Genomic DNA, 24,058 nt, shown 5'->3' with positions numbered 1-24,058 from the left:
TCCGTGCGGCCATTTGGCTGTGACCCCCCGCCTGTGACTATGTATTAACCCGCTTGCCAAAGGTATAAGTTAAGCTCATCGAGTATGGTATCGAGTTGGTCGCCTAGCATTGTATTTAAGGTCTTTGCGCCGCCATGTTCAGCAAAGCGTTTATTGATGAATGCGGTATCTATGACAGCTTCGTGGACTAATTGCTTGGCAAGCCTGTCCAGCCACTTTCGTTGGTTTGGGTTCCAAGTGTGTTCGCTGTAAATACGCTGTATTGCCTTTTGTACTCGCTGTTCAAAAGGTACCAGCGCCTCATCAAGTGCAGCTTGCCTGATATAGCCGATAATACTGGCAGCAATATCTTGATTAGTGTTTTTGCGCCATGCACTTTGCAAGTTTGCTTCGCTGTACCCTGCGTTATCAAGCAGTAACTTTACTTCTATCAGTTGCTCTCTGGTGAGATCTTTGGGTCTATTCACTACCACGGATAAGGCGACTGACAAGTTAATATTTTTCTTGATGAAATCATTAAAGCTTTCAAGGTAATCGGCAGGTTTTTCGTGTACGCCATAGTTCTGCTGGCGGCTAACAAATTCGTCGTGTCCTTCGTATATGACAGGCATTTTGTCACTGCCAGCTAAAAACCTGACTTCGGCGAGTTGATTGATCAGGCCTTGGTGTTGCTTAAAGAACTGAGCTGCCTGTTTAGGGCCTATTTGGTGTAGATGCTGGTGGAGTTTGTCGGGTGCTACGCCCCATATTCCTTCAAGTTGATCTAACTTGGTTTTAAGCTCAGGTTTATTTTCTGCTTTTTTAACGGCTTTACGCATAATACGCATGACTTTTTGGCTGAGCTGATCAAGTACATCATCTGCATGGCTACTGTTGGTGTCATTCGTGCTAGCTTGCTCACCTGGAGTGTTGAGAGCTCGCTCTAAGTGAGCATCATCACTGAGTTCGTCCACCAGCTGTTCTAGGGTGATTTTAGGGTCTTTAACGATGGGCTTCATGGTATTCACTTCTTCAAGTGCACTATAAAGATCAACTGGATCATACACTTTGAACACGGTTTTACCGATATCATCACAGCGTCTAGTTGCGCGGCCCATCATTTGTTCGTAGAGAATGCGCGATTTTACTCGACGTAGAAAAACTAAGTGGCCGATCTTGGGCACATCGATACCTGTTGTCAGCAGATCTACTGTGATGGCGATATTCGGGTAGGTCTCATTTTTATACTTGCGAATAAGTTGCGCGACTTTATCACTTTGACCTGTAATTTTGGCTACCGCAGCTTGGTTATACTGCTCACCATAAAGGGCTTTAAACTCTTCATCTAACGCAGATTTAACCATGTCCGCATGTAAGTCAGTGGCACAGAAGATTAGGGTTTTCTCTTCGCCGAATGGGTCTAAGTCCTCTGTCGCGAGTTGTTTGCAAATCACTTGGTTAAAGTTTTTGGTTATCACGCGGCGGTTAAATGATTCCACATCAAATTTGAGTTCATCTTCTAAGTCTGCAGTTTCTATTTCACCAGTTTGGGTGTTCAATGCTGAGACTTTCTCTCCCTTTTCAAACTTGATGCCATTTTGGGTTAGTAAGGTTTCATAGCGAATGGGTGGCTCGTGATCAATTAGCCAATCTGCTGCAACCGCTTCACGGTAACTGTAGGTGTAAACAGGTTTACCGAATATCTCGCTAGTATGTTTGGCAGGGGTTGCGGTTAAACCTATACGCACTGCATCAAAATAATCCAAGACTCTTCGATAACTGGATAGATATTGGCGAGCATCGCGGTTAGCGAGCTCACCTTCTGTCATCTGTTGGTCAAGGGCATAACCACGGTGAGCTTCATCAACAATAATACAGTCAAATTCATCGAGTGCTGGTGGCGTATCAGACATAAAGATACGCTGCACCATAGCTTGAACCGTGGCCACTTGAATACGGGTTTCAGCTTCGGCTTTCATATCCCCAAGTTCAGCGATGTTATAGATAGATGATAAGGTTTTATTTTGTTCTAACTTGGCTTCATCAAATGAGTCACAGGCCTGTTCGCCCAGCGCTGTTCTATCAACTAAGAATAAAATTCGATTGAAGCGCTCGGCCTTTAAAAAACGATACATCAAGCCGATAATGGTTCGCGTTTTCCCCGTTCCTGTAGCCATGGCCAAAAGGCACTCGGTTTTATCTTGTTCTAGTGCTATTTCAACTGCCTCAATGGCTTTTTGTTGATAATCACGCAGACCTAAATATTCAAAGCCTTCTTGTTGCAGTAACTTTTCAGCTTGTTCTTTATCGCGCTTAAGCCTGTCTAGTAAGCCATTTGGTGAGTGAAATGCTTGTAATGCACGGGCTTGATTACTGTTTTTTCGTGTATCACGGAACCAAATCCCTGATAGCTCGGCCAGTTGCTTATTAAACTCGCGGCCGTTACACGAATAGACAAAAGGTATATGGTAGTGACCCTCTGCTTCGTCAGCCCAAGCCACGGTTCTACCTTCCAAGACCCACGCACCTTGCTGAGGGGTAACTATTTTATAGCCTTTTGAATAACGCTCAGCTTGACCAATTTTACCCGCTACATTGGTATTCTCTTTCTTGGCTTCAACCACTCCTATAGGGACTAGCCCACAAAAAAGAACATAATCAGCTCGACCTTTCTCGCCTTGATACAAGGTAGGCCATTCAGCGATAGCGAGGTTTTTACCTTTTTCTGGCCTGGTGCCTTTTCGATAATCTAGCTCTTCGCTATCGGCCGTCCAGCCAGCATCAATGAGCTGTTCATCAATAAGCACGCGAGTTAGTTCTTCATTTAAAGTGAAGTTTTTAGTCGCTTTATTCGTTAGGTTGGAAACTTCTTTGCGTTGAGCTTTAGCAAGCTTTAGCGCGTCTTCAGTTTGCTGCTCAAGCCGCTTTTGTATTACAGCGAGCTTTTTATCAAACTCAACTTGTTGTTTAGCTAATGCTTGCTCATGTGTTTTAGCTTGCTCGGCAAGCAATCTTGCTTCTGCATCCATTTGTTCTGCAAGTACAGCAAACTCTTCTTTTTCTCGTGCGAGTAAAGCGGTGAGTTGCTGGTTAGTTTCAAGCTGTTCATTGTTTTCGACCAATTGACAGGCAAGTAATTTTATCTGCGTTTGTAAGGCATCAAGTTCATGGCTTGGATCCGTTGGTTTCACAAAAGCAGTCGGCTTGAAGTTTATTCCTAGGCTGCCAAAAGCTTTGTGATACCAAATAGCAATATCACGGGCAACTTTGAGGCCTGCTAATGCAGATTTATGCTCAGTTTTGAATTTATGTACCGCTTGATTCCCTGCTTTGCGTAGCCCGTGAAATAGACTGATGATCTGTGACTCTAGGCGCAGCTCTCGATTGATACGAAACAGCAGATCTGCTTGCTTTGTTTGCTCATCGAATTCAATACTGCAACGCATGGCTAAGTCTTGCGTTATCGCTTCGGCAAACTGACGCAGCTTAACTAATGTGGTATTGGGATCACTAGAGAAAGCGCGTTCAGCACTTTGCGCTAGCTGCAGAAATATGGGGTCATGTTCTGTGAGGAAATCGAAGTTACCTACTGCGGTGGTCGCGTCAACGTTATTTGGTCCTGTCATGACTTCCTCTTTGCAACTAAAACGTCCAATGTAGTGGGGCAATTTTCTTAATTAAAACGGTAACGTACAGATCAAAACACAAGCTGACACCACTTTGCTTTAAGAGGAGGCAAAAAACAACCATATTTATCTGATAATAAGAGGGTCAATAAGCTTTTAGACGGTACTGCGTTAGGTGTAAATATAATCAATTCGAGTTTCTAAGTGATTGGTCATGTCTTAACGCTGTACTGGTGAAGCTAGGTGTGTTTTTCTTTAAAGTCCTTAAGCCGCTTCTTGAGTTCTTTTCGCATAGGACTGGGGTAGACCCTACCTGAGTAAAAACAGCCTTTTTTTCTTATTGTCTTAACCAGCATTTTTGTACACAGCTCATCTTCGGCTTTTGAACCATGGAATCGGTGATAAAAAGGAGTGGGATATATTGGGGTGTATATATGGAAGTGTAAGTGTTCATTGGCGTTATCTTTATAGTAGTGATCTAAAGCTGATTGGATAATGACGAAGGCTTCAGGTCCCTCATATTTTTCTATGTAGTATTTGGCTGTTTCTAGCTCAACACGATACTCACGGACAATGTCGATAACTTGGTTTTGTAGCTCGTTATATTTTAGGTTGGTCAGGTCTACTAGGTTTAGATAAGCCTTGATTGCTCTTTCCATGTCAGATTTACTGATCTTCATGTAAAAGTGGCTATTGCAAAACCACATAAAGTTATTCAGCAGTGCATTAACTCGAACGGCTAACTTACCTTCCTTTGTTTTTGCACCTGTTGAGCGCCCTCCATGTAACTTACAGCGGCCATTTGTCTTATTACCGTAACGTTGGCATGGCTTTCCACTTCTGGTCTTTGCACCGCATTTAGCTAGGGTCTCTAGGTTAAACTTAGCCATTATCACTCCTATTTTTAGTGATCACTGAAGTGATCACCTTTTAATATTTCTTCGGTTCATGGGCTTTGTTTTGCATTCTGGAAAAACGGATAAGGCTTTGAATACTCCAATTATCACAACCCCCCGGTGTAACTTGTTTCATGCGGTTTACTCGTGCTTGATGTCTCAATCATTGATGATCCAAGTGATCAAAAAATTAGTGATCACTTTTCGGTTCATGAGGTGCTACTCGAGTGATCACTATTAAATTTAATAGTGATCACTCCTCAGACAATTCATTTACCAATGCATCCTTGTATCGATAAGTTTGCCTGTTCTGTATTGCGGAAGAGGAAGCCGTCAGATGGTTTAAGCTGGTGGTTCTTGAGGCTATACACTCTTTTAGTTGCTGAGAGTGAGGCAGGGTATTAAACCAAGCATAGTTAGATGGTTTACTTGTCTTGGCTATTGGCTCACCGCCTGTGTCTTGGGCAATCTCAAATACCTGCTTTCGCTTGTTCTTTTCGAATGTGATGTCTGGGTCCACCAGCATTAAGTCATTAGTGGGGTTAAAGTTTTTTGCTGGTGGTAGCTTATTACTTAGGAAGCCTTTAGTTTTACCATTGAGCTCTTTGGTGTGTTCTTTGGCGAGATAGCTTGAACGGTAAATAGCATGTTTGAGTGAGGCTTTGTTGCCTCGGTATACAATGCAGAAGGGGTTATCGACATAGGCCACGGTACCTGTGGTGTGCATCTTCCACATAGCTTTAACTAGCGAGAGTATTCGATCGGAATAGTTAACTTTATGAGCACTGAGCATGAGTTCAAGGTGGTAATGTTCGCGCTCTGATGTTTCTTGCTCTCTGGCACAGTGATAAATAACCTTGCTTTGGTATTCGTCAGAGAGAAATGTTGTTAGTTGCGCTAAGAATTGCTTAATAATTTTGTTGTCTGCCGAGTAGGCATTTGGGTGCAGTTCAATTCTAGTCACGAATACTCTTTTGTAGTGGCTAAGCATAATTTCATAATCATAGATAATGGTGCTGACCATGTTCTTGTTTAGGTTTTTCTGTTTAGCCTTGAAGACATGATAAGCGTGATCCTTGTAAGTGAATAAACTTGAGTTGTTTTGATTAATACAGAACACCCGCTTGCGTGACTTGGCGATAGGGTTGCTGGAATTGTTTTTCATGGTTTTAATCGTCATCTTTATTATTCTTATAATTGGACAATAGGTTGGTATGGTGGCGGTATATTATTTAATATCCGCCGTACTGCATCGCCTTCAATCCCCTAGTTGTCGAGTAGGTATGGGATGTAGGGCATTCAGACTGACTACTCGCTTGCTGTTAGTGCTTCAAAGTGTGTCATCTACATGTGTAAAAAAAGCAGGTCGAAACCTGCTTTTCATTTATCGATTTGATAACCACAGATGGACATCTTTAAATTGCCAGCTCAAATGTGCGTCGCCATTATCTATAGGTGGTGGAAATCTCCCTGATTTGACCCACCTTCTTAATGTTGATGAGCTCACACTTAACAACTGTAGAACTTTAGGCCTTTTAATTAATCGATTGTCATCGAGGTACATTTCAAGATGATTAATGTGCTTTTTAGTCATATCGATTACTACCTTAAGTCTAAAGATTGACGAGAATCGACCCATTCATTGAGTTCTGATAATAGCCAACCTACTAAGTTACTTTGTGGGTATAACTGACGACGCTTTGGGAAAAGACCTTTACGTTCAAGCCTCCAAGCAGTGCTCCGTGAAATAGAAGTGATGCTTTTACGCTCGCCTTCGCGAATGATGCGGTCTGGTGATTTGGTTTGTGATGTTGTACTTGATATTTTCATGGTCACTCCTGTTTAAGGTTATCTCTGTATGTTTCAGGAGTGACTTTGCGGTTTTGAGGATGATTAATAGATAGGTCTCTGTGAGGCCTGCTACTTATTTTTTAATCAATTGCTTTGCATAAGGTTTATATGTTTTATTAAATGATTTTTTATCTATCTGTTTATAATCATCTTTTGTTGCTCCCTTCCAGTTTGGATGGGGAGTGATTGCTTTTAAAGATGTACTTATAAAATCTTTAAATAAATCAGATTTTCTATCCTTTGGGTATTCGAAGCCTTGTTGAATGCATAGCATTTCAATGTAATCGATTACTAAATTAGGCTTAACAGGGCGGTTTTTTTCAATATTATAGAAATGTGAAAGCACTATTTGTGTTAGTTCGAGTGCTTTGTTGTATTTTTGATTATATTTCTTAAGTGACTTTACTTGCTCTGCCTGCAACTTTTTTATGCCTGATTCGGTATAATAGGTGCTATTCATCTCTTGATTATGCGCCCCAACAAGAAGACCCAGTGTAAATTTAGCTTGCGCTATTTTCTCATGAGATTGGTTGAAGGCAATAACATCATCTGTTTTACAGCTATCTGATTTAGGATAGTTAACAAGCCTATTTTGAAACGCCTCTAGCTCTTCATATAAAAATTGTATGTATGCTAGCTGCTGTTTTATTTTTTGAAAATTTGTAGGATATTCAGTTGGTGTTGGTACCCCATCAATGTTTTCTATGTGATGCGCGAGTAATGGAATATCAAAGCTGTTTACACGATGAAATTCGCTTACAAATTGATTAAGGAAATCACGCCCAACAGGTTCAATTTTTAGCGGATCTTGGCTAGTGAATTTTTCAAAATTAAAAGTTTTATCGAAATTTTCCGCTATTTTATTCTCAAGCTTTTTTGACATCATTTGTACTCTTTAAATGAAGGGGGAGTAGCCTAAGCTCGCTTACTAAAAGGGGTTACATTGTTATGAGCATCATTAATTACAGGGGCTAATAAATCAGCTAATTGGCACAATGCTTCTCTTCGCTCTTCTAAGTAGTCATGCTGATTGTAGACTGCTTCAATGCCCTTTAACTTGTGGTTGAGGCAGCGTTCTGCAATATGAGGAAGTACTTTAAGTTCAGCTAACAAGCTGCGGCAGGTTCTACGTAAATCGTGGATGGTGAAGTGTTCGATGCTTGCTTGCCCTAGTAAGTTGTCATAGGGCTTTTTGTTGCTATCTACTTTTTTGCCAAATAACTTTGCTAGCGCGTGATTTAGGGTATCACTAGAGATATAACCACGACGTTTACTGGCTCGGCGTGATGGAAACACAAACTCAGAGCCACCGGCTCTTGCACGAAGCTCTTGAAACCAGTCAATTGCGGGTGTTGGCAGGGGGATCGTAATGGCTACACCAGTTTTACTTCGCTCTTTTGGCATGTGCCAAAGTTGATGGTCAAAATCAAATTCACTCCACTGTGCGGCAATTAGTTCCCCTTTACGGACACCTAATGTTAATAGTAAAGCTACCGCTAGATAGTTGTCTCTTGTAAAGATTTGGTTGTTGTCTCTTAATACTTTGAAAAGGTTAACGAGCTCTGAAACCTTTAATGCTCTGTCTCTGCTCTTTTCTACTCCACCAGCATCAATAGGTTTAAAAGCTGTAGCGGGGTTACCAACGATAAGGTCAAGTTTACAGGCATGATTAAATAGTTGCTTACAACACAGCAGGGTCTTATTAGAAACGGTGGGGCGATTGCTGGTCGCTACCTTATGAATAATAGCTCTTATGTCTCGTGCATTTACATCTGCAACTCGAAGTTGTCCTATGGTCGGCTTAATATCTTTGGTGTACATACGCATTGGTATTTCTGGGTGCTTTAAGCGTGAAGCGGTTGTTTGATACCAATCGTCGAAAAGGTCATTGACCGTAATGATGGTCTCTTCTTGTTGACGCTCTCGCTCAGCAAGTGAATCTATACCCTGTTTCGCTGATAATTTAATTTTTGCGGCTTCAGCCCTTGCCTCGACTAAAGGCATAGCAGGATAACAACCACCTTCTAGCATCATAGAACGGCGTTTACCGTTAATGCTGTACCGAACCTCCCAGTAACCGATACCTTCAGTCTGCACTCTGATATAGAGTCCATCACCTACTGCTTTACGTCCTAGTTCTTTGCTTTTCACAAAAGCCTTTACTTGTTTATCGTTCATTTGCTTCGGTCCAAATTGGTGACTAAATTATCTTAAAGTGGTGACCAATGTATTTAGTCACCACTTTAGTCCCACTTTTGTTGAAACAATAGCAAACAATCTGAAACAAGTAAAAACAAGGTTTAAATAAAAAACCCTGTTATAACAGGCGTTATAACAGGGTTTTAATGAGCTGTAGTTAGGGGTTAAAACTCTACTCTACGTTTTGGATCTGCTCGCGCATCTGCTCAATCAGTACTTTAAGCTCTACCGCAGCGGCAGTCACTTCGGCGCTGATAGATTTAGAGGCCAAGGTGTTTGATTCACGGTTAAACTCTTGCATCATAAAGTCTAAACGGCGGCCTTGTGCGCCACCTTTTTTCAAAATTAGACGAGTCTCGGCAACGTGTGCATCAAGTCTATCCATCTCTTCGGCAACATCCATCTTCTGCGCCATTAACACCATCTCTTGCTCCATACGTGCAGGATCAAGTTCGCCAGTGATTTCAGCTAGACGGTTAGTTAGCTTGTCGCGTTGCCACTGCATAACGGCTGGCATATGTTCACGCACAACTGCGACTTGATCAACTATTTGGTCAAGGCGAGTTTGCAGCATGGTATTGATAGCTTCACCTTCGCGGCCACGGGCTTCGATAAATTGATCGATGGCTAAGTTGAAAGCGTTCAGTAGATCTTTGCCTAAGGCATCCATATCCTGCTCTGAGCTAGACATAACGCCAGGCCAGCGCAGTACGTCAACGACGTTGAGTTCACCCTGTTTGGCTTCATCTTTTACCCAGTTCGCAGCGTTGATGATCTGCTTAGCCAGTTCTTGGTTTAATTGCAGTTCACTGCTATCACCTTCATTAAGGTCGTAACGCAGATTAACTTCAACTTTACCACGGTTTAAGCGTTTACGTAGACGATCTCTAAGCACGGGCTCTAAGCTGCGGAAATGTTCCGGAAGGCGCAGGTATGTTTCTAAGTAGCGCTGATTAACTGAACGGATTTCCCAAGAGGCTGTGCCCCAATCTGCTTTGTGCTCAATGCGAGCATAGGCTGTCATGCTTTGGATCATGGATGGTTTCCAGTGTAGTTCGTCTAAGTGAGCTGTGATTATATACGCAATTAGCATCGAGGTGCAGGATTGCACCATAATTTACTGTTGAGAATTTAAGATGGTTTTATTTTACAGATAGCATAGTGCCTAACATATCCCTATAATATGCAGCCAAATTAGCCCTTAGCTCTTAACTACAGGAATTCACCATGCGCCCAAGCAACAGAACTCCAGCACAATCTCGTCCTGTGACGATTACCCGCCAATTTACCGCTCATGCCGAAGGTTCGGTATTGGTTGAGTTTGGTGACACTAAAGTCCTTTGTACTGCCAGTTTTGAAGAGGGTGTACCGCGTTTTCTTAAAGGCCAAGGCCAAGGTTGGGTAACTGCCGAATATGGCATGTTGCCGCGTTCGACACATAGCCGCATGAACCGTGAAGCTGCTCGTGGTAAGCAGTCAGGTCGTACTCAAGAAATCCAGCGTTTAATCGGTCGCTCATTGCGCGCTGCTGTTGATATGAAGCTTCTGGGCGAAAACACCATAGTGATCGATTGTGATGTGATTCAAGCTGATGGTGGCACGCGTACTGCTGCTATTACTGGTGCATGTGTGGCTTTAGTTGACGCACTGAACTGGGCTCGTGGTAAAGGTATATTGAAGACTAACCCACTTAAGTTCCTGATTGCTGCAGTCAGCGTTGGTATTTATAAAGGTGAGCCAATCTGCGATTTAGAGTATATCGAAGATAGCGCGGCTGAAACCGACATGAACGTTGTCATGACTGAAACAGGTAAAATGATTGAGATCCAAGGTACTGCCGAAGGCGATCCGTTCAGCCATGAAGAGCTACTAAGCTTATTGGACTTGGCTAAGCATGGTATCCGAGAAATCGTTGATATTCAAAAAGCTTCGTTAAGCTAAGCAGTATTGATATTCGGGCCCTACGGGGTCCTTTTTGTAAGTGCTTTTTGACAGCGCTTATAATAGAAGACTGATTAAATAGAACTGAGTTACCCTACATATTTTAAGGAGATATTGTGAAAGCCTATCAACGTGAGTTTATTGAGTTTGCCCTTGAGCGTCAGGTACTTAGATTTGGCGAATTTACGTTAAAATCAGGCCGCACTAGCCCTTACTTCTTTAATGCTGGCTTGTTCAATACTGGTCGTGATTTAGCGCGTTTAGGTCGCTTCTATGCGGCTGCATTGGTTGATTCAGGTATTGAGTATGATCTGTTGTTCGGCCCTGCGTATAAAGGGATCCCAATTGCAACCACTACAGCGGTTGCCTTGTGTGATCACCACGATATTGATATGCCTTACTGCTTTAACCGTAAAGAGAAAAAAGATCACGGTGAGGGGGGAAGCTTGGTGGGTAGCGAGTTGCAAGGTCGAGTGATGCTAGTTGATGATGTGATCACAGCTGGTACTGCTATTCGTGAATCAATGGAAATTATCGCGGCTCATAATGCTAAGCTTGCTGGGGTGTTGATTGCACTTGATCGCCAAGAGAAAGGCAAAGGTGAATTGTCTGCTATTCAAGAAGTAGAGCGTGACTTTGGTTGTGACATCGTATCTATCATTAAGCTTGAAGACTTGATCAACTACTTGTCTGAAAAGTCTGGTATGGAAACTGAGCTTGCTTCAGTCAGTGCTTACCGTGACCAATACGGGATTTAACAGAGGGCCATAGTCACTAGGACATTATAGGGTGACTTCGAGTTAAGATAACAAAAACGCTGCATTGGATGATGCAGCGTTTTTTTATGTTCTGATATTACCGGGGTATATCAACCTAGGCTAATTACTCAGAAATTCTGCCCGTGTCGCCGGATTAGATTTAAAGATCCCACCCAAGGCTGTAGTAGTGGTGGAGCTGGTTGAGTCCATTACGCCGCGAGACTTCACGCAGTAATGTACCGCATCCATTTTTACAGCTACATCTTTGGTCTCAAGTAAAGTTTGCAAAGCGACTAATACCTGCTGCGTTAGACGTTCTTGCACCTGTGGACGCTGAGCAAAAAAGCGCACAATACGGTTAATCTTTGATAAACCGATGATATTCTTACGTGGCAAGTAAGCAACCCGTGCTAAACCATCGATAGTCACCAAGTGGTGCTCACAAGTGCTAGTTAGACTAATGTCATTAACTTTAACCATCTCATCGAAACCCATTTTGTTCTCAATGACGGTAATCTTTGGGAAATTGGCGTAATCGAGACCTGAAAAAATCTCATCAACGTACATTTTTGCAATGCGGCGTGGAGTTTCTTCCAAACTATCATCGCGCAGATCGAGTGACATTAAGGTCAAGATCTCGCGCATATGATGTTCTATTTTTTCTTTACGCTCTTCGCGAGTGAACTCGCTGGGCAGCATTGGAGTTTCAAGCCCACGCTCAAGCAGAGCGGTTTGAACCAGTTGTGCTGATTCACTGAGGATAGCTTCTTTTGATGTCATAAGGTCCTCCACTGTAACGGGTAGTGGTACTGTCTCAGTGTTCTTAAGTGGCGACACATATTTTGACTGGTATCGCTGAACAGTAATAATAGAGCATTAACGCGTTGCCTTGGCGCTAAGAAGCACGGAGGATACAGCGATTTGCTGTAAATATACACCGAAAAACGCATTGGGGATAAGAAAAACCGACTAAATTAGTCGGTTTTTCTATTTGCAGCATTACAATTTTAGATTGGTTTTCAAGAAGCCCAGCATTTCGTCGTAGTATTTGGCTTTATGCGCATCGTCATAAAAGCCGTGTCCTTCATCATCCATAACCAGTTTCTTAAACGGGTACTTGTGCTCATTTAAGGCATCTTCGAGTGCTTCGAACTGCTCGATAGGTGCTCTTTCATCTTCACCGCCATGAACTAGCATGATGTTGGCCTTGAGCTTATCGACATTGTGGGTTGGTGACATCGAACGCAGTATGCTTTCATTTTCACCTAGCACCTCTTTGAGGTAGCGCTTACCTGCACGACGTCCTTGTACATCGCCTTCATCGAACATGAGCTGCAGATCGTAAACCCCGGCGAAACCTATAGCACATTTAAACAGATCTGGTTCTATCGCTGAGCTTTGAATTGCGGAGTAGCCTCCGAAGCTGCCACCCACAATACAGATTCGGTCTTTATCCACCATGCCCTGCTCGATAACATACTTAGTGGCATCAATAATATCGTACTGAATATTTGTGCCCCACTTTTTATGGCCTGCATTCTCAAAGCTGTTACCGTAGCCGCCTGAACCGCGGAAATTGACTTGCAATACAGCCGCGCCTTGGCTGGCGATCATTTGGTTTTGTGGGTCAAAGCCCCATCGGTCTCTTGGGCCGTGAGGTCCACCATGAGGGTTGACGACTAGTGGTAGGTTTTTGGCTTCAACACCATGAGGTAAGGTTATGTAGCCATGTATTGTTACGCCATCTCTGCTGGTAAACTTAATCGGTTTGATTTCGGCCATTTGGTCAGGATCTAGCCATTTCTTTTGTGATACCAGATACTCTAGTTTTTTTGCCTTGGTATTGAACAGGTAGTAGTCGCCGGGATTACGGTCATTGAAGGCTTTAATTATGATTTTATCAGCACTGGTTGTTTGGCTAACTAAATGGATTTGGTGCCCCGGTAGAGCCGCTAAAAGTTGCTTAATGATTTTGGCTGAGGGGTCTTTTGAATCGACAAACTCATAAGTTGGGTAACCATTTTCATATTCAATAGCGTAGAGCTTTTTGCTGATAGCATTAATCCATACATTGCTTGGATCTACCACTTTATCTTGGCTGACGAGCTTTTTATCGCCGGTTTTGATATTCACTAAGTACACGCCAGCTGGTTTACCAGCTTCGCTTGCGGTGACATATAAGCTGTCTTTGTCATCGCTAAATGCAATTGGCTTTATGGCGTCTAAGCCAAGATTTAACTTATCAGTATCTGTCCAATTACCGTCATTTCGGTAATATAATTTTGAATTGACGTAATCTCGAGTGCCACTGACAAAGCGTACGTTGCCATCATGATCGGTTAAGAAATTCGGGTAGGTGATGGGCGCAGTTGCGACTTTTTTGCGTCGACCTTTATATACGTCGACGCGATAAACTTTTTGAGTATTCTCAGCCATATTACTACCGCCACTCCCCCAAGGAAGCGCTTGAACGAGCATATAACGATCATCTTCTGGTAGTGGATCTAGGATATAGGCTGTTGCGCGAATTGGGGTGTTTTTCTTCAGGTTTGAGCCGGTTTGCTGTTCACCTCCTTGGTAACCAAATAGGTAAGTTGCTTTAGAACCGTCGGCGTTGACTGCCATTAATTCGCCGTAATAGAGCGGGTGGTCGCTCCAGCCTTTTAAATATTCTTTTTGCATCACCAACCGTTCATCATTGACCCATTCGTAATGGCCGACTTGTGCATTACCCTTAAAGAAAATGGCGTGAACTAGGGATCTATCTGCAGCTTTTAGGATAAGTAGCATGGCTTTACCATCTTTTTTGGTAATCACGCTTAGATAATCTCCTGCTGGAGATATTTTGACTTGCGAGAACTCAGCCGAACGGCTGAATAAATTGGCTGCATCGTTGGTTTTTGCTGATGCGTAGCAACTTAGCCAAGCTAGGCATACTAGGCCAATGGTTTTAATGAGTTTCATACAACTTCCTTGTGAAAAAATATTAGCTTTTATAGATATTTGCAATAATTAGACACGAGGAAAGTAAACCAAAAGTAGTGGGGGGGCAACAGTTTTGTACAATTAGGCAGCATGTTTGCTCTGCTGCCTTTTTTTATGATATTTAGCTTTTAGCTCTGCAGTAATTGCTGCTGCACGAATGTCCACTGTTCGTTAAAGTGCTTAGTCGGTTTTAGCTTAAATTCGCTGCGGACAAATTGGGCAATTCGTCCCTCGGCAATCGCCATTAGTAGGTTGGCTAGTACAGCTTCATCAATGCTAAAGGCTTGCCCTTCGCGCAGACTCTTCTCGCGTAAAATCTGCTTCAGATGAGTTTCTATCTTTGAGAAAAGCTGGCTAATTCGGCTGCGTAAACGTTCGTTTTCACCCAACAACGCATCACCATTGAGCACCCGTGAAATCCCTGGATTACGTTCGGCAAAAACCAACAGTAGTTGCAGTAATTGCTGACAGCGTTTCATGGTGTCTTTCTCTTCATCCATGATGAGATTGATGCGAGACAGTAATGACTCTTCGATAAACTCAATCAGGCCTTCAAACATCCGCGCTTTGCTCGGAAAGTGGCGATAAAGCGCCGCCTCTGACACACCGACTTCCGCTGCTAATTTGGCAGTAGTGATACGTTGTCCTGGGCTTGTCTCTAACATGGTCGCTAAACACTGTAGAATGTGTTCGCGGCGATTAATCTTTGGGCTTGCAGCCATTTATCAGTCCTTCACTCGATTACTACTGAGCGAGACGGCAAGGAAACAACGCTCCGTGCTGTCCATAAAATGTAGTGATGTGCTTAAATGTGGTTATTATTTTGTGCCTGAATGGCCAAAGCCGCCTGCACCGCGATCTGAGCTATCAAACTCATCAACAAGCTTAAACTCTGCCTGCACAACAGGAACAAATACTAATTGCGCGAGGCGGTCACCGATCTCTATGGTGAATGGCTCACTGCCGCGATTCCAGCAAGAGACCATTAGCGGACCTTGGTAATCAGAATCAATCAATCCAACTAAGTTACCGAGTACGATACCGTGCTTATGGCCTAAGCCTGAACGAGGCAGAATAATAGCTGCCAAGCTCGGATCCGCGACGTGTACAGCAATACCGGTTGGAATGAGTACGGTTTCACCTGGTCGTATGGTGAGCGCAGTATCAGTGATTGCACGTAGATCCATACCTGCACTACCTGGAGTCGCGTAGGCGGGTAACGGAAACTGTGTACCAATGCGCGAGTCGAGAATTTTTAGTTCGATCGGTGTTTTCATTTATTTTTTACTTTTTCTGCGATTAGGGTCAGTAATTGCTTGGCCAGAGTTTGCTTGTCGACAGCGGGGAGGTGGGTTACACCATCATGCCAAAAGACGCTAAGCGCGTTATCGTCGCTATTAAAACCAATGCTGCTATTCGACACATCATTGGCGGCAATCATATCAAGTTTTTTGCGCTCAAGTTTACCTTTTGCGTATTGCTCAACATTATTGGTTTCTGCTGCAAAACCAACCGTAAACGGACGTTTTGGATGGCTGGCAACGCTGGCTAAGATATCAGGATTTCGCACTAGCGCAAGCTGCATCTGCTCAGCTGATTTTTTGATCTTACTCTCGGCCACATCCGCAATTCGATAATCAGCTACTGCGGCACAACCGATAAAAATTTGGTTTTTTTCCACTTCTGGCAGCACGGCATCAAGCATCTCTTGTGCCGATTCAACATCGATACGGCCGACATTCGCTGGTGTTGCTAGATTAACGGGGCCCGCAACTAGCGTAACTTTAGCGCCCATTGCTGCTGCGGCACTCGCTAGAGAGAAGCCCATTTTGCCTGAGCTATGGTTAGAGATGTACCTAACTGGGTCGATCGCTTCGCGTGTAGGCCCTGCTGTTAACAGTAAAGAGATGCCAGCTAATAATTTAGGGCCAAAGAACTGTTCGGCTTTTTCAGCGATAGCCACTGGCTCTAACATTCTACCGGGACCAACTTCTCCGCAGGCTTGAGAGCCTGAATCTGGGCCCCAAATCGCTATGCCACGCTGAGCGACGGTGACTAAATTGGCTTGGGTTGCGGCATTGCGATACATCTGCTGGTTCATTGCAGGGCAAAGCACGATAGGCGCTTCGGTGGCTAGGCAAGTGGTGGTGATGAGTTCATCAGCCATGCCGCTACTGATGCGCGCAATTAAATTCGCTGTGGCTGGCGCCACAATCACTAAGTCTGCCCAACGAGCTAATTCAATATGGCCCATGGATGCTTCAGCGCTTGGGTCAAGAAGATCGGTCGAGACTGGATAGCCAGATAATGCTTGCAGGGTGAGTGGGGTAATAAATTCCTGCGCGCTCTGGCTCATTACCACTCTAACATCTGCGCCGCGATCTTTTAGTTTGCGAACTAAGTCAGCAGATTTATAGGCTGCAATACCACCGCCAATTCCTAAAAGTACTTTCTTGTTTTTCAAACCCATAGCTACTCTTTCCATAATCATTTTGACGGATTTAAATACTGTCCGTGCAGTCGACGTTGCGGCCTAAGATATCACACTCCGAATTGAGTTGATGAACAAGTTAGTAAATTGTCGACCATACTCAACTAGAAATAATGACAAGGAGGTTATTGTGGGAATTAAAGATTGGCCGCAGGGTGAAGGACCAAGAGAAAAACTACTACTTAATGGTGCAGAGCATCTGTCGGATGCAGAATTACTTGCTGTATTGCTCAGAGTTGGTTTAAAGGGATTAAGTGCCGTAGAGCTTGCTCGTATGATGATAACGGAGTTTGGTGGGCTTAGAAGCTTGCTGACAGCCTCTCAAGCACAAGTGTGCCGGCTAGACGGAATAGGCCCGGTTAAGTTTGCTCAATTGCAAGCTGCGGTAGAGATTGGCAAGCGAATTTCGAAAGAAAATCTAAAAAGAGGCAAAATTTTATCGGATCCTGATTTAACTCGAGACTATTTAATGAGACAATTGGGAGATCGTGCCTACGAAGTGTTTGCTATTTTACTACTTGATAGCCAGCATCGGGTGATTCAATTCGTTGAATTATTCAGGGGTACCATTAACTCAGCGTCGGTTTACCCACGAGATGTGGTGAGCTTGGTGCTTGAGAAAAAGGCTGCGGCTGTGATCGTGTGTCACAATCATCCCTCTGGAATTGCAGAGCCAAGTACAGCCGATAGACGAATTACTGAGCGATTGAAACAAGCACTACAAACCATCGATGTTTCCTTGCTGGACCATATGGTTGTAGGCGATCGAGAGATAGTTTCTTTCGCTGAACGAGGGTGGATAGATTAATCTAACCCTTGATCTTTGATTTTAGATCCTGTATAAAATGCGCCCTCTGTTGTGTGCCTCAGGCGACGGCCGTGTTCGAGGTACATTAATGCTCGAGCGTTATATATATTGTTTTGGAGAAGTTTGACATGTCAAGAGTATGCCAAGTAACTGGCAAGAAACCAATGGTTGGTAACAACCGTTCGCACGCGAAGAATGCTACGCGTCGTCGTTTTTTACCTAACCTACAGAATCACAGATTCTGGTTAGAAACTGAAAAGCGTTTCGTTAAGCTACGTATCTCTACTAAAGGTATGCGTATCATCGATAAGAAAGGTATTGAAGTTGTTGTTGCTGAACTTCGTGCCCGCGGCGAGAAGGTATAATAAACCATGGCTAAATCTAAAGGTAATCGTGAGAAGATCAAGCTAGTATCTAGCGCTAAAACTGGTCACTTCTACACGACTGAAAAGAACAAGCGTAACATGCCTGAAAAGATGGAAATCAAGAAATTTGATCCTGTTATCCGTCAGCACGTTATGTACAAAGAAGCTAAAATCAAGTAATTACTTGTTTAAAGCATCTTCAAAAGCCTCTATTTATAGAGGCTTTTTTTTGGCTTAAATTTACCACGACGCCAAACTCCTGCAGAACAATTAAATCATGATCTTAGTGGCTGTAACTATCTAATTTCAGCTATTGGCCTGATAGCCATTATTCACCCTCATTTTCATCCCACTGTTTCAATTAAGAGTCTCAACCATTTCAGAGTTTACGATATCGCTCAATGTCACCGCCATCATGATACAGCTTGCAACACTATTCACTTTCTTGAATTCAGCACTTTAAAGGTAAACCTTTTGTGTTTAATAGCTTTGTTGCGATATATGTTGCTTTAATTGGTGGAAATAAATGCTTTTTAATTGAATTAAAATGCAATATTATGATGGGTGTTATCAATGAACTAGATTATTGCGACTGTCTATTTAGACTTATAAGGTGGATTTAGCGTGCGTACTACAGAACTCGTCGATGGTTTTCGTCATTCAGCCTCCTATGTTAACGCCCACAGAGGTAAAACCTTTGTGGTTATGCTTGGCGGTGAAGCGCTTGCTCAGCCGCAGTTTAAAGCCATTATTAACGATATAGCGTTATTGCATAGCCTAGGAATTAAAATCGTCCTAGTGCACGGCGCTCGCCCGCAGATTGATGAAGCGTTAGCACAACAAAGCCTAACCCCTGAATATTACAATGGTGTGAGGATTACCGAAGAAGAGACCTTTAAAGTCATTAAGCAGGTCGTAGGTGCATTACAGCTTGATATTACGGCACGGTTGTCGATGAGTTTGAGCAACACGCCTATGCAAGGGGCACAGATTAATGTAGTTAGCGGTAACTTTGTAATTGCACAGCCTTTGGGGGTAGAAGACGGGGTTGATTACAGTCTCAGCGGCAGAGTAAGGCGTATAGATAGCCAAGGCTTAAAGCGTCAACTGGATAATGGTGGCATTGTATTGTTGGGCCCTGTGGCTGCATCAGTAACGGGTGAAAGCTTTAACCTAACGGCTGAAGAGGTTGCAACCCAAATTGCGGTAAAACTCAAGGCCGATAAGATGATTGGCTTTAGCGCCCATAAAGGGATTATGGATGAAGGTGGTGAAGTGCTTGCTGAGCTGATGCCTACAGATGCTCAAGCCATTCTTAATAACTTACCTGAACAAGCGCCACTTTGTTTAAGTACAAAAGCATTTTTGCAAGCCAGTATCGATGCTTGTAGAAATGGCGTAAGCCGTTGCCACTTTGTTAGCTATCTAGATGATGGTGCTCTACTGCAAGAGCTTTTCTCCCGTGATGGTATCGGTACCCAAATTGTGACAGAAAGTGCCGAACGTCTGCGTCGTGCTTCTATTCGGGATATCGGTGGCATACTCGACCTTATCCGTCCACTGGAGGAAAAAGGCATACTGGTGCGCCGTTCAAGAGAGCAGTTAGAGGTCGAAATTGAGCAGTTTATGCTGATTGAGCGCGACAGTTTAGTGATTGGTTGTGCGGCATTTTATCCGTTTGAAGAGGATAATGCTGGTGAGTTTGCCTGTTTAGTGGTCCACCCCGAATATCGAGATGCAGATAGGGGCAGTTTGCTGCTGCAAAATATTATTAGCCAAGCGCGGGTGAGAGGTTATTCAAGATTATTTGCGCTGACAACGCGGAGTATTCACTGGTTCTTAGAGCATGGTTTTAATATTGTTGAAGTTGATGAGTTACCAGGAAAGAAGAAACAGCTCTACAACTACCAACGTAAGTCGAAGATTTTAGCGTTGGATCTATAAACGAACATCCTAAAAGACTCGGCTTGACATAATATGTCATCTAGTCAAAGATAAGGTTACCTTATTGACAGGACTAGATGATGACTCAAAGTTTTGCACTTACTCCTCTAGGCTCAACCGGTACGTTGAGCTTTATTGCCTTACTCATCGGCCTAATTGGAATAGGGATTTATATATATTATAAAGCGCTGCCGCAAACCAGTAAGGTTGTTATTGCTGCGGTATTAATGCCGATGTTCATAGCATTCAGTTGGATGTTCTATAAAGTTAATGACGCAAAACTGATTGTGACGCCGGATTCGGTTACTGTCGATGTGCCATTTTATCGGTTTAGTCTACCGATAGAAGAGGTAGATGTAGCTAGAATACGTCAATTAAATTGGTCTGTTGGAGCTGATACTGCATTTAAACCTGATCTGCGGGTTAATGGCGTGGGTATGCCCGGATTTCAATTAGGATGGTTCAGTTTAGTTGGTCAGTCGAAAGCTTTTGTTGCAGTCACTGAAACTGATCATGTGGTGCTGCTTCCGACAGTGCAAGGTTACCCGATACTATTGAGCCTTGAGCAACCCGATACACTGCTAAGCCATTTTAAGTAATAGCGACATAGGGTTTAAGCTCAATCATAAAAAGCGAACCGACTAGGCTCGCTTTTTTGCATGTTAAAGGGTTACTTTTTCTGTTTGCGCTTATAAAACATATCAGCGGTAAACAGTGCTAATGCAGCCCAAATAAAGCCAAAAGTAATGCCTTTTTCCATATCGAAAGGTTCATTAAACAAGCTTATTGCAAGAATGAACATGATACTGGGGCCGATATACTGGAAAAAGCCCAACATAGTAAATGGGATCCTTACTGCTGCAGCGGCAAAACACAATAACGGCACTGTGGTGATGATGCCTGCTGCGAGTAACAATCCGTTTAGATGCATATCGTTACTCATAAGGTGCGTCAGCGAGTCACCGATATTGCTAAGCAGGTAGAATAATGCGACAGGCATTAAGATAGCGGTTTCTACTAATAGGCCGGTTTTCGCATCAATGTTGACCTTTTTGCGCAATAAGCCATAACAGGCAAATGATCCCGCCAAACCCAGCGACACCAGTGGTATTGAGCCGAATGAAATAAGCTGAATAGACACCCCGATAGCCGCTAAAGATACTGCTGCCCACTGTAGTTTACGTAAGCGCTCCCCCAGAAATAGCATGGCCAAGAACACGTTAACCAATGGGTTGATGAAATAGCCTAGGCTGGCATCTAACATATGATCGTTATTGACTGCCCAGATGAATAACAGCCAGTTAGCGGCGATTAAACAGGAGGTAATACAGAGTACCGCCAGCTGTTTAGGCTTTTTAAGCAATTGTCTGGCACGGCCAAATCCACCGAAAAAGCTCATCAGCAATCCCATAAAAAGGAACGACCAAAGTACACGGTGCAGTAAAATCTCAGCGGCAGATACATCTGTCAGTAATTTAAAGTACAGTGGCGCAAAGCCCCACAGGGTATAAGCGCAAATGGCAAACGCTATGCCCTTGCGATGTTCAGTATCTTGCATTGAAATGTACTAAGAAGAGGAAGTAAGCGCTGATTGTAATCCTGCCCAAGCTTAGACTCAAGCTAACCGCGCTGTTTATCTACTCTGGTGGTCATGACGTTTAGTCAATAAACCGTGCCAGTTATAATTAAGTTCGAACTCACAGGCTGTTTAAAACGCCGCTAAAAGGCGACGCCCCAGTGGCTATAATTTACATCAACCCACCATATAAGTCCCTGTGCCGAAAGCAATATGATCTCCTTTTTCATTGTGAAGCTCCATTCTAGAAACTGACACTCGATTTCCGGCGCGGATCACCGTACCCGTGCCTGTAAAAATTTCGCCACGGCCAGGGCGTAAGTAATCAACTCTAAGGTCAATAGTGCCTAATGTCTGAATGCGTTTTTCTAGCTCCTCAAGACTCCAATCATCACGACTGGCGACTAAGCCCGAAAAAGCGGTGAGGCCGCCGACGACATCTAGGACGGTGGCGGTTACGCCGCCATGCAATATTTGCTGATGGATATTACCAATTAATTCAGGCTTCATTGTTACGACAACTTCTACGCCGTCCACATCATAACGTTTGATATCCATCCCAAGTAAGTTATGAAAAGGTACATGCTTGTCAAAAACCTCTGCAACTCTACGTAATGTTTCTTGCTGAATAATATTGCTCATACGGCTCCCTGCGCGTTCCTTGTCAGATCAATTGCTTCGTATTAGAGCATTTAATCTATCGCTAATGGAGTCTGTGTTGCAAGTTTAAATTTTGGTCGATAAATCGTTTGAAGAGAGACAAGAGAGGTTCGCTCGATTAGAATGGTCGGCCTTATGATTAACACAGGTTCACTATGGATCAGGCGGCACTAGAACATCCGGTCGATCAATTATCAGCAAGCCTTCAGTCGGTATTTGGTTATCGCACGTTTAGGGATGGTCAGCGTGAAGTAATCGAACAGATCTGTGCTGGCCAAGATTGCTTGGTGATCATGCCGACCGGCGGTGGTAAAAGCCTGTGTTACCAGTTGCCTGCGTTACAGTTACCAGGCTTAACGGTTGTGGTTTCACCGCTGATCTCGCTAATGAAAGATCAGGTCGATAGTCTTATTCAGACGGGTGTCCCAGCCGCTTACCTTAACTCTTCTCAACCAAGAGAAGAGAGCCTAAAAATTTTGCAGCAGATGCGCTATGGCGAACTAAAGTTGCTGTACGTTTCGCCAGAAAGGTTGTTGCAAGCCAGCTTTATCGATCGTTTACACGAGTTGAATATCTCGCTATTTGCCATTGATGAAGCGCACTGTATTTCACAGTGGGGTCATGATTTTAGACCCGAATATGCTGCGCTTGGGCGTTTACGTCAGCAATTTCCTCAGGTGCCGATTATGGCGTTAACAGCAACGGCGGATAATGCGACGCGCGTCGATATCTGCGAGCGGTTAACCATTGAACCATTTTCGCTACTAACCAGCTTCGATAGACCCAATATTCGCTATACCGTCGCAGAAAAGCTAAATGCTGCAAATCAATTGCGGCAGTTTATTGATGCGCAAAATGGTAATAGCGGCATTGTTTATTGCAGTAGCCGTCGCCGAGTTGATGAGGTGGCTGATCGTCTGCGTATGCAAGGGCATCAAGCCGAGGCGTACCATGCAGGTAAAACCCAAGAGGAGCGGGCTGATGTTCAAGATCGGTTCTTAAAAGATCAACTGGATATTGTAGTGGCCACGGTCGCTTTTGGTATGGGGATCAACAAATCAAATGTGCGTTATGTGGTGCACTATGATATCCCAAAAAGTGTCGAAGCCTACTACCAAGAAACCGGACGAGCAGGCCGTGATGGTTTGGATTCAGAAGCTTTGATGTTGTTTGACCCTGCTGACATTGGCAGAGTCAGACACCTTATTGAACAATCAGAGCCAGGGCCACAGCAGCAAGTTGAGTTCCATAAACTCAACACCATGGCTGCATTTGCTGAGGCGCAAACCTGCCGTCGCCAAGTGTTGCTGCACTATTTTGACGAAAGTGCGCTAGAACCATGCGGTAACTGTGATATCTGTTTAGACCCGCCTAAGAAATATAATGGCATTCAAGATGCGCAAAAGGTGCTGTCGTGTATCTACCGGCTTGGACAGCGCTTTGGTGTTAACCACCTCATCGAGGTGCTACGAGGTTCAAAAGCCGCTAATGTGATGGATAGAGGGCATAATAAGCTTTCAACGTGGGGCATTGGCAAAGAGAAAAGTCATGAGCATTGGCTGAGTGTCATTAGGCAGTTGATTCATCTTGGGCTCGCTAATCAAGATATTACTCGAGGTTCATCGGTGACGCTCAATCCTTCAGCGCGTACGGTGTTAAAAGGGGAGGTGGAACTACTGCTCGCTGAGCCAAGAATAGTGATTCAAACTACCAAGCGCCGAGGTCATAACCCGAAAGCACCGCTTAACTATGATCGTAAACTTTTTGCTCGATTGAAGTTACTGAGACGCACGCTAGCTGAAGAGCTAGATGTACCACCCTACTTAGTATTTAACGATGCAACCTTGGCTGAAATGGCTGCAATATTACCAACAAGCCCCGGTGAATTGTTAGCTGTAAATGGAGTTGGTGAACGTAAGTTGGAGCGTTTTGGCGGTGAATTTTTAGATGAAATTGAAAACTACTTAGCGGAAAGTTAA

Annotated in this window: 23 protein-coding genes; 8 read left to right on the top strand and 15 right to left on the bottom strand. The window is 43.7% G+C overall.

The window, feature by feature from the left end; translation table 11 throughout:
- Positions 1 to 44 precede the first annotated feature (44 nt).
- The 8 genes from hsdR to L2730_RS19395 all read right to left on the bottom strand — a co-directional run bounded on the left by hsdR (position 45) and on the right by L2730_RS19395 (position 9,587).
- Positions 45 to 3,605, bottom strand: a complete 3,561-nt coding sequence (hsdR, locus tag L2730_RS19425; RefSeq protein ID WP_248976100.1) for a type I restriction-modification system endonuclease — start codon at positions 3,603 to 3,605, stop codon at positions 45 to 47.
- A 239-nt stretch (positions 3,606 to 3,844) separates the two neighbouring features.
- Positions 3,845 to 4,495 (bottom strand): HGGxSTG domain-containing protein, encoded by a 651-nt coding sequence (locus L2730_RS19420; RefSeq protein WP_248976099.1) that lies wholly within the window; start codon positions 4,493 to 4,495, stop codon positions 3,845 to 3,847.
- A 259-nt stretch (positions 4,496 to 4,754) separates the two neighbouring features.
- Positions 4,755 to 5,666, bottom strand: a complete 912-nt coding sequence (locus L2730_RS19415) for a YagK/YfjJ domain-containing protein (RefSeq protein WP_248976098.1) — start codon at positions 5,664 to 5,666, stop codon at positions 4,755 to 4,757.
- 219 nt (positions 5,667 to 5,885) lie between these two features.
- Positions 5,886 to 6,065, bottom strand: a complete 180-nt coding sequence (locus L2730_RS22105; RefSeq protein WP_428848475.1) for a helix-turn-helix transcriptional regulator — start codon at positions 6,063 to 6,065, stop codon at positions 5,886 to 5,888.
- A 38-nt stretch (positions 6,066 to 6,103) separates the two neighbouring features.
- Positions 6,104 to 6,331: a helix-turn-helix transcriptional regulator gene (locus L2730_RS19410; RefSeq protein WP_248976097.1), complete on the bottom strand. Its 228-nt coding sequence runs from the start codon at positions 6,329 to 6,331 to the stop codon at positions 6,104 to 6,106.
- A 94-nt stretch (positions 6,332 to 6,425) separates the two neighbouring features.
- A complete protein-coding gene (locus L2730_RS19405; RefSeq protein ID WP_248976096.1) occupies positions 6,426 to 7,238 on the bottom strand; it encodes a hypothetical protein in 813 nt (270 codons plus the stop codon).
- Positions 7,239 to 7,267: 29 nt separating this feature from the next.
- A complete protein-coding gene (locus L2730_RS19400; protein WP_248976095.1) occupies positions 7,268 to 8,530 on the bottom strand; it encodes a tyrosine-type recombinase/integrase in 1,263 nt (420 codons plus the stop codon).
- 193 nt (positions 8,531 to 8,723) lie between these two features.
- Positions 8,724 to 9,587 (bottom strand): YicC/YloC family endoribonuclease, encoded by an 864-nt coding sequence (locus L2730_RS19395; protein WP_044555825.1) that lies wholly within the window; start codon positions 9,585 to 9,587, stop codon positions 8,724 to 8,726.
- 191 nt (positions 9,588 to 9,778) lie between these two features.
- On the opposite strand from L2730_RS19395, the gene rph reads away from it, so the two are divergent.
- Both rph and pyrE read left to right on the top strand, forming a co-directional pair.
- A complete protein-coding gene (gene rph / locus L2730_RS19390; RefSeq protein ID WP_248976094.1) occupies positions 9,779 to 10,492 on the top strand; it encodes a ribonuclease PH in 714 nt (237 codons plus the stop codon).
- A gap of 116 nt (positions 10,493 to 10,608) precedes the next feature.
- Positions 10,609 to 11,250, top strand: a complete 642-nt coding sequence (pyrE, locus tag L2730_RS19385; protein ID WP_220738235.1) for an orotate phosphoribosyltransferase — start codon at positions 10,609 to 10,611, stop codon at positions 11,248 to 11,250.
- A gap of 120 nt (positions 11,251 to 11,370) precedes the next feature.
- Here pyrE and folE read toward each other — a convergent pair whose 3' ends face one another.
- The 5 genes from folE to coaBC form a co-directional block, all read right to left on the bottom strand.
- Positions 11,371 to 12,030, bottom strand: a complete 660-nt coding sequence (folE, locus tag L2730_RS19380; protein WP_248976093.1) for a GTP cyclohydrolase I FolE — start codon at positions 12,028 to 12,030, stop codon at positions 11,371 to 11,373.
- 219 nt (positions 12,031 to 12,249) lie between these two features.
- Positions 12,250 to 14,214, bottom strand: a complete 1,965-nt coding sequence (locus tag L2730_RS19375) for an alpha/beta hydrolase family protein (RefSeq protein ID WP_248976092.1) — start codon at positions 14,212 to 14,214, stop codon at positions 12,250 to 12,252.
- Positions 14,215 to 14,363: 149 nt separating this feature from the next.
- Positions 14,364 to 14,957 carry a nucleoid occlusion factor SlmA gene (gene slmA / locus L2730_RS19370; RefSeq protein WP_020912312.1) on the bottom strand — a complete coding sequence of 198 codons (594 nt, stop codon included), beginning with the start codon at positions 14,955 to 14,957 and terminating at the stop codon, positions 14,364 to 14,366.
- A 96-nt stretch (positions 14,958 to 15,053) separates the two neighbouring features.
- The gene (dut, locus tag L2730_RS19365; protein WP_248976091.1) at positions 15,054 to 15,512 is read right to left on the bottom strand and encodes a dUTP diphosphatase; all 459 of its coding nucleotides are present in this window, start codon (positions 15,510 to 15,512) and stop codon (positions 15,054 to 15,056) included.
- Complete coding sequence (coaBC, locus tag L2730_RS19360) at positions 15,509 to 16,705, bottom strand: bifunctional phosphopantothenoylcysteine decarboxylase/phosphopantothenate--cysteine ligase CoaBC (protein WP_248976090.1); 1,197 nt, start codon at positions 16,703 to 16,705, stop codon at positions 15,509 to 15,511. Before coaBC ends, dut begins: the two co-directional genes overlap by 4 nt.
- A gap of 151 nt (positions 16,706 to 16,856) precedes the next feature.
- Here coaBC and radC point away from each other — a divergent pair, with 151 nt between their 5' ends.
- From radC to L2730_RS19335, 5 genes are all read left to right on the top strand, one after another.
- Positions 16,857 to 17,534 (top strand): RadC family protein, encoded by a 678-nt coding sequence (radC, locus tag L2730_RS19355; protein WP_248976089.1) that lies wholly within the window; start codon positions 16,857 to 16,859, stop codon positions 17,532 to 17,534.
- A gap of 128 nt (positions 17,535 to 17,662) precedes the next feature.
- Positions 17,663 to 17,899: a 50S ribosomal protein L28 gene (gene rpmB / locus L2730_RS19350; protein WP_020912316.1), complete on the top strand. Its 237-nt coding sequence runs from the start codon at positions 17,663 to 17,665 to the stop codon at positions 17,897 to 17,899.
- 6 nt (positions 17,900 to 17,905) lie between these two features.
- Positions 17,906 to 18,079 carry a 50S ribosomal protein L33 gene (rpmG, locus tag L2730_RS19345; RefSeq protein WP_011494790.1) on the top strand — a complete coding sequence of 58 codons (174 nt, stop codon included), beginning with the start codon at positions 17,906 to 17,908 and terminating at the stop codon, positions 18,077 to 18,079.
- Between the two features lie 444 nt (positions 18,080 to 18,523).
- Entirely contained in the window at positions 18,524 to 19,843 is a 1,320-nt protein-coding gene (argA, locus tag L2730_RS19340; protein ID WP_248976088.1) for an amino-acid N-acetyltransferase, read from the top strand.
- Positions 19,844 to 19,920: 77 nt separating this feature from the next.
- A complete protein-coding gene (locus tag L2730_RS19335) occupies positions 19,921 to 20,442 on the top strand; it encodes a PH domain-containing protein (protein ID WP_248976087.1) in 522 nt (173 codons plus the stop codon).
- Positions 20,443 to 20,513: 71 nt separating this feature from the next.
- On the opposite strand, the gene rarD is transcribed toward L2730_RS19335, so the two are convergent.
- Both rarD and L2730_RS19325 read right to left on the bottom strand, forming a co-directional pair.
- Positions 20,514 to 21,401, bottom strand: a complete 888-nt coding sequence (gene rarD, locus L2730_RS19330) for an EamA family transporter RarD (RefSeq protein ID WP_248976086.1) — start codon at positions 21,399 to 21,401, stop codon at positions 20,514 to 20,516.
- 195 nt (positions 21,402 to 21,596) lie between these two features.
- A complete protein-coding gene (locus L2730_RS19325) occupies positions 21,597 to 22,061 on the bottom strand; it encodes a thioesterase family protein (protein WP_248976085.1) in 465 nt (154 codons plus the stop codon).
- Between the two features lie 173 nt (positions 22,062 to 22,234).
- On the opposite strand from L2730_RS19325, the gene recQ reads away from it, so the two are divergent.
- Positions 22,235 to 24,058: a DNA helicase RecQ gene (gene recQ, locus L2730_RS19320; protein WP_248976084.1), complete on the top strand. Its 1,824-nt coding sequence runs from the start codon at positions 22,235 to 22,237 to the stop codon at positions 24,056 to 24,058.

This window comes from Shewanella kaireitica (genome assembly GCF_023284045.1).
Lineage (GTDB): Bacteria > Pseudomonadota > Gammaproteobacteria > Enterobacterales > Shewanellaceae > Shewanella > Shewanella kaireitica.
This window is presented reverse-complemented; position numbering and strand designations above follow the sequence as displayed.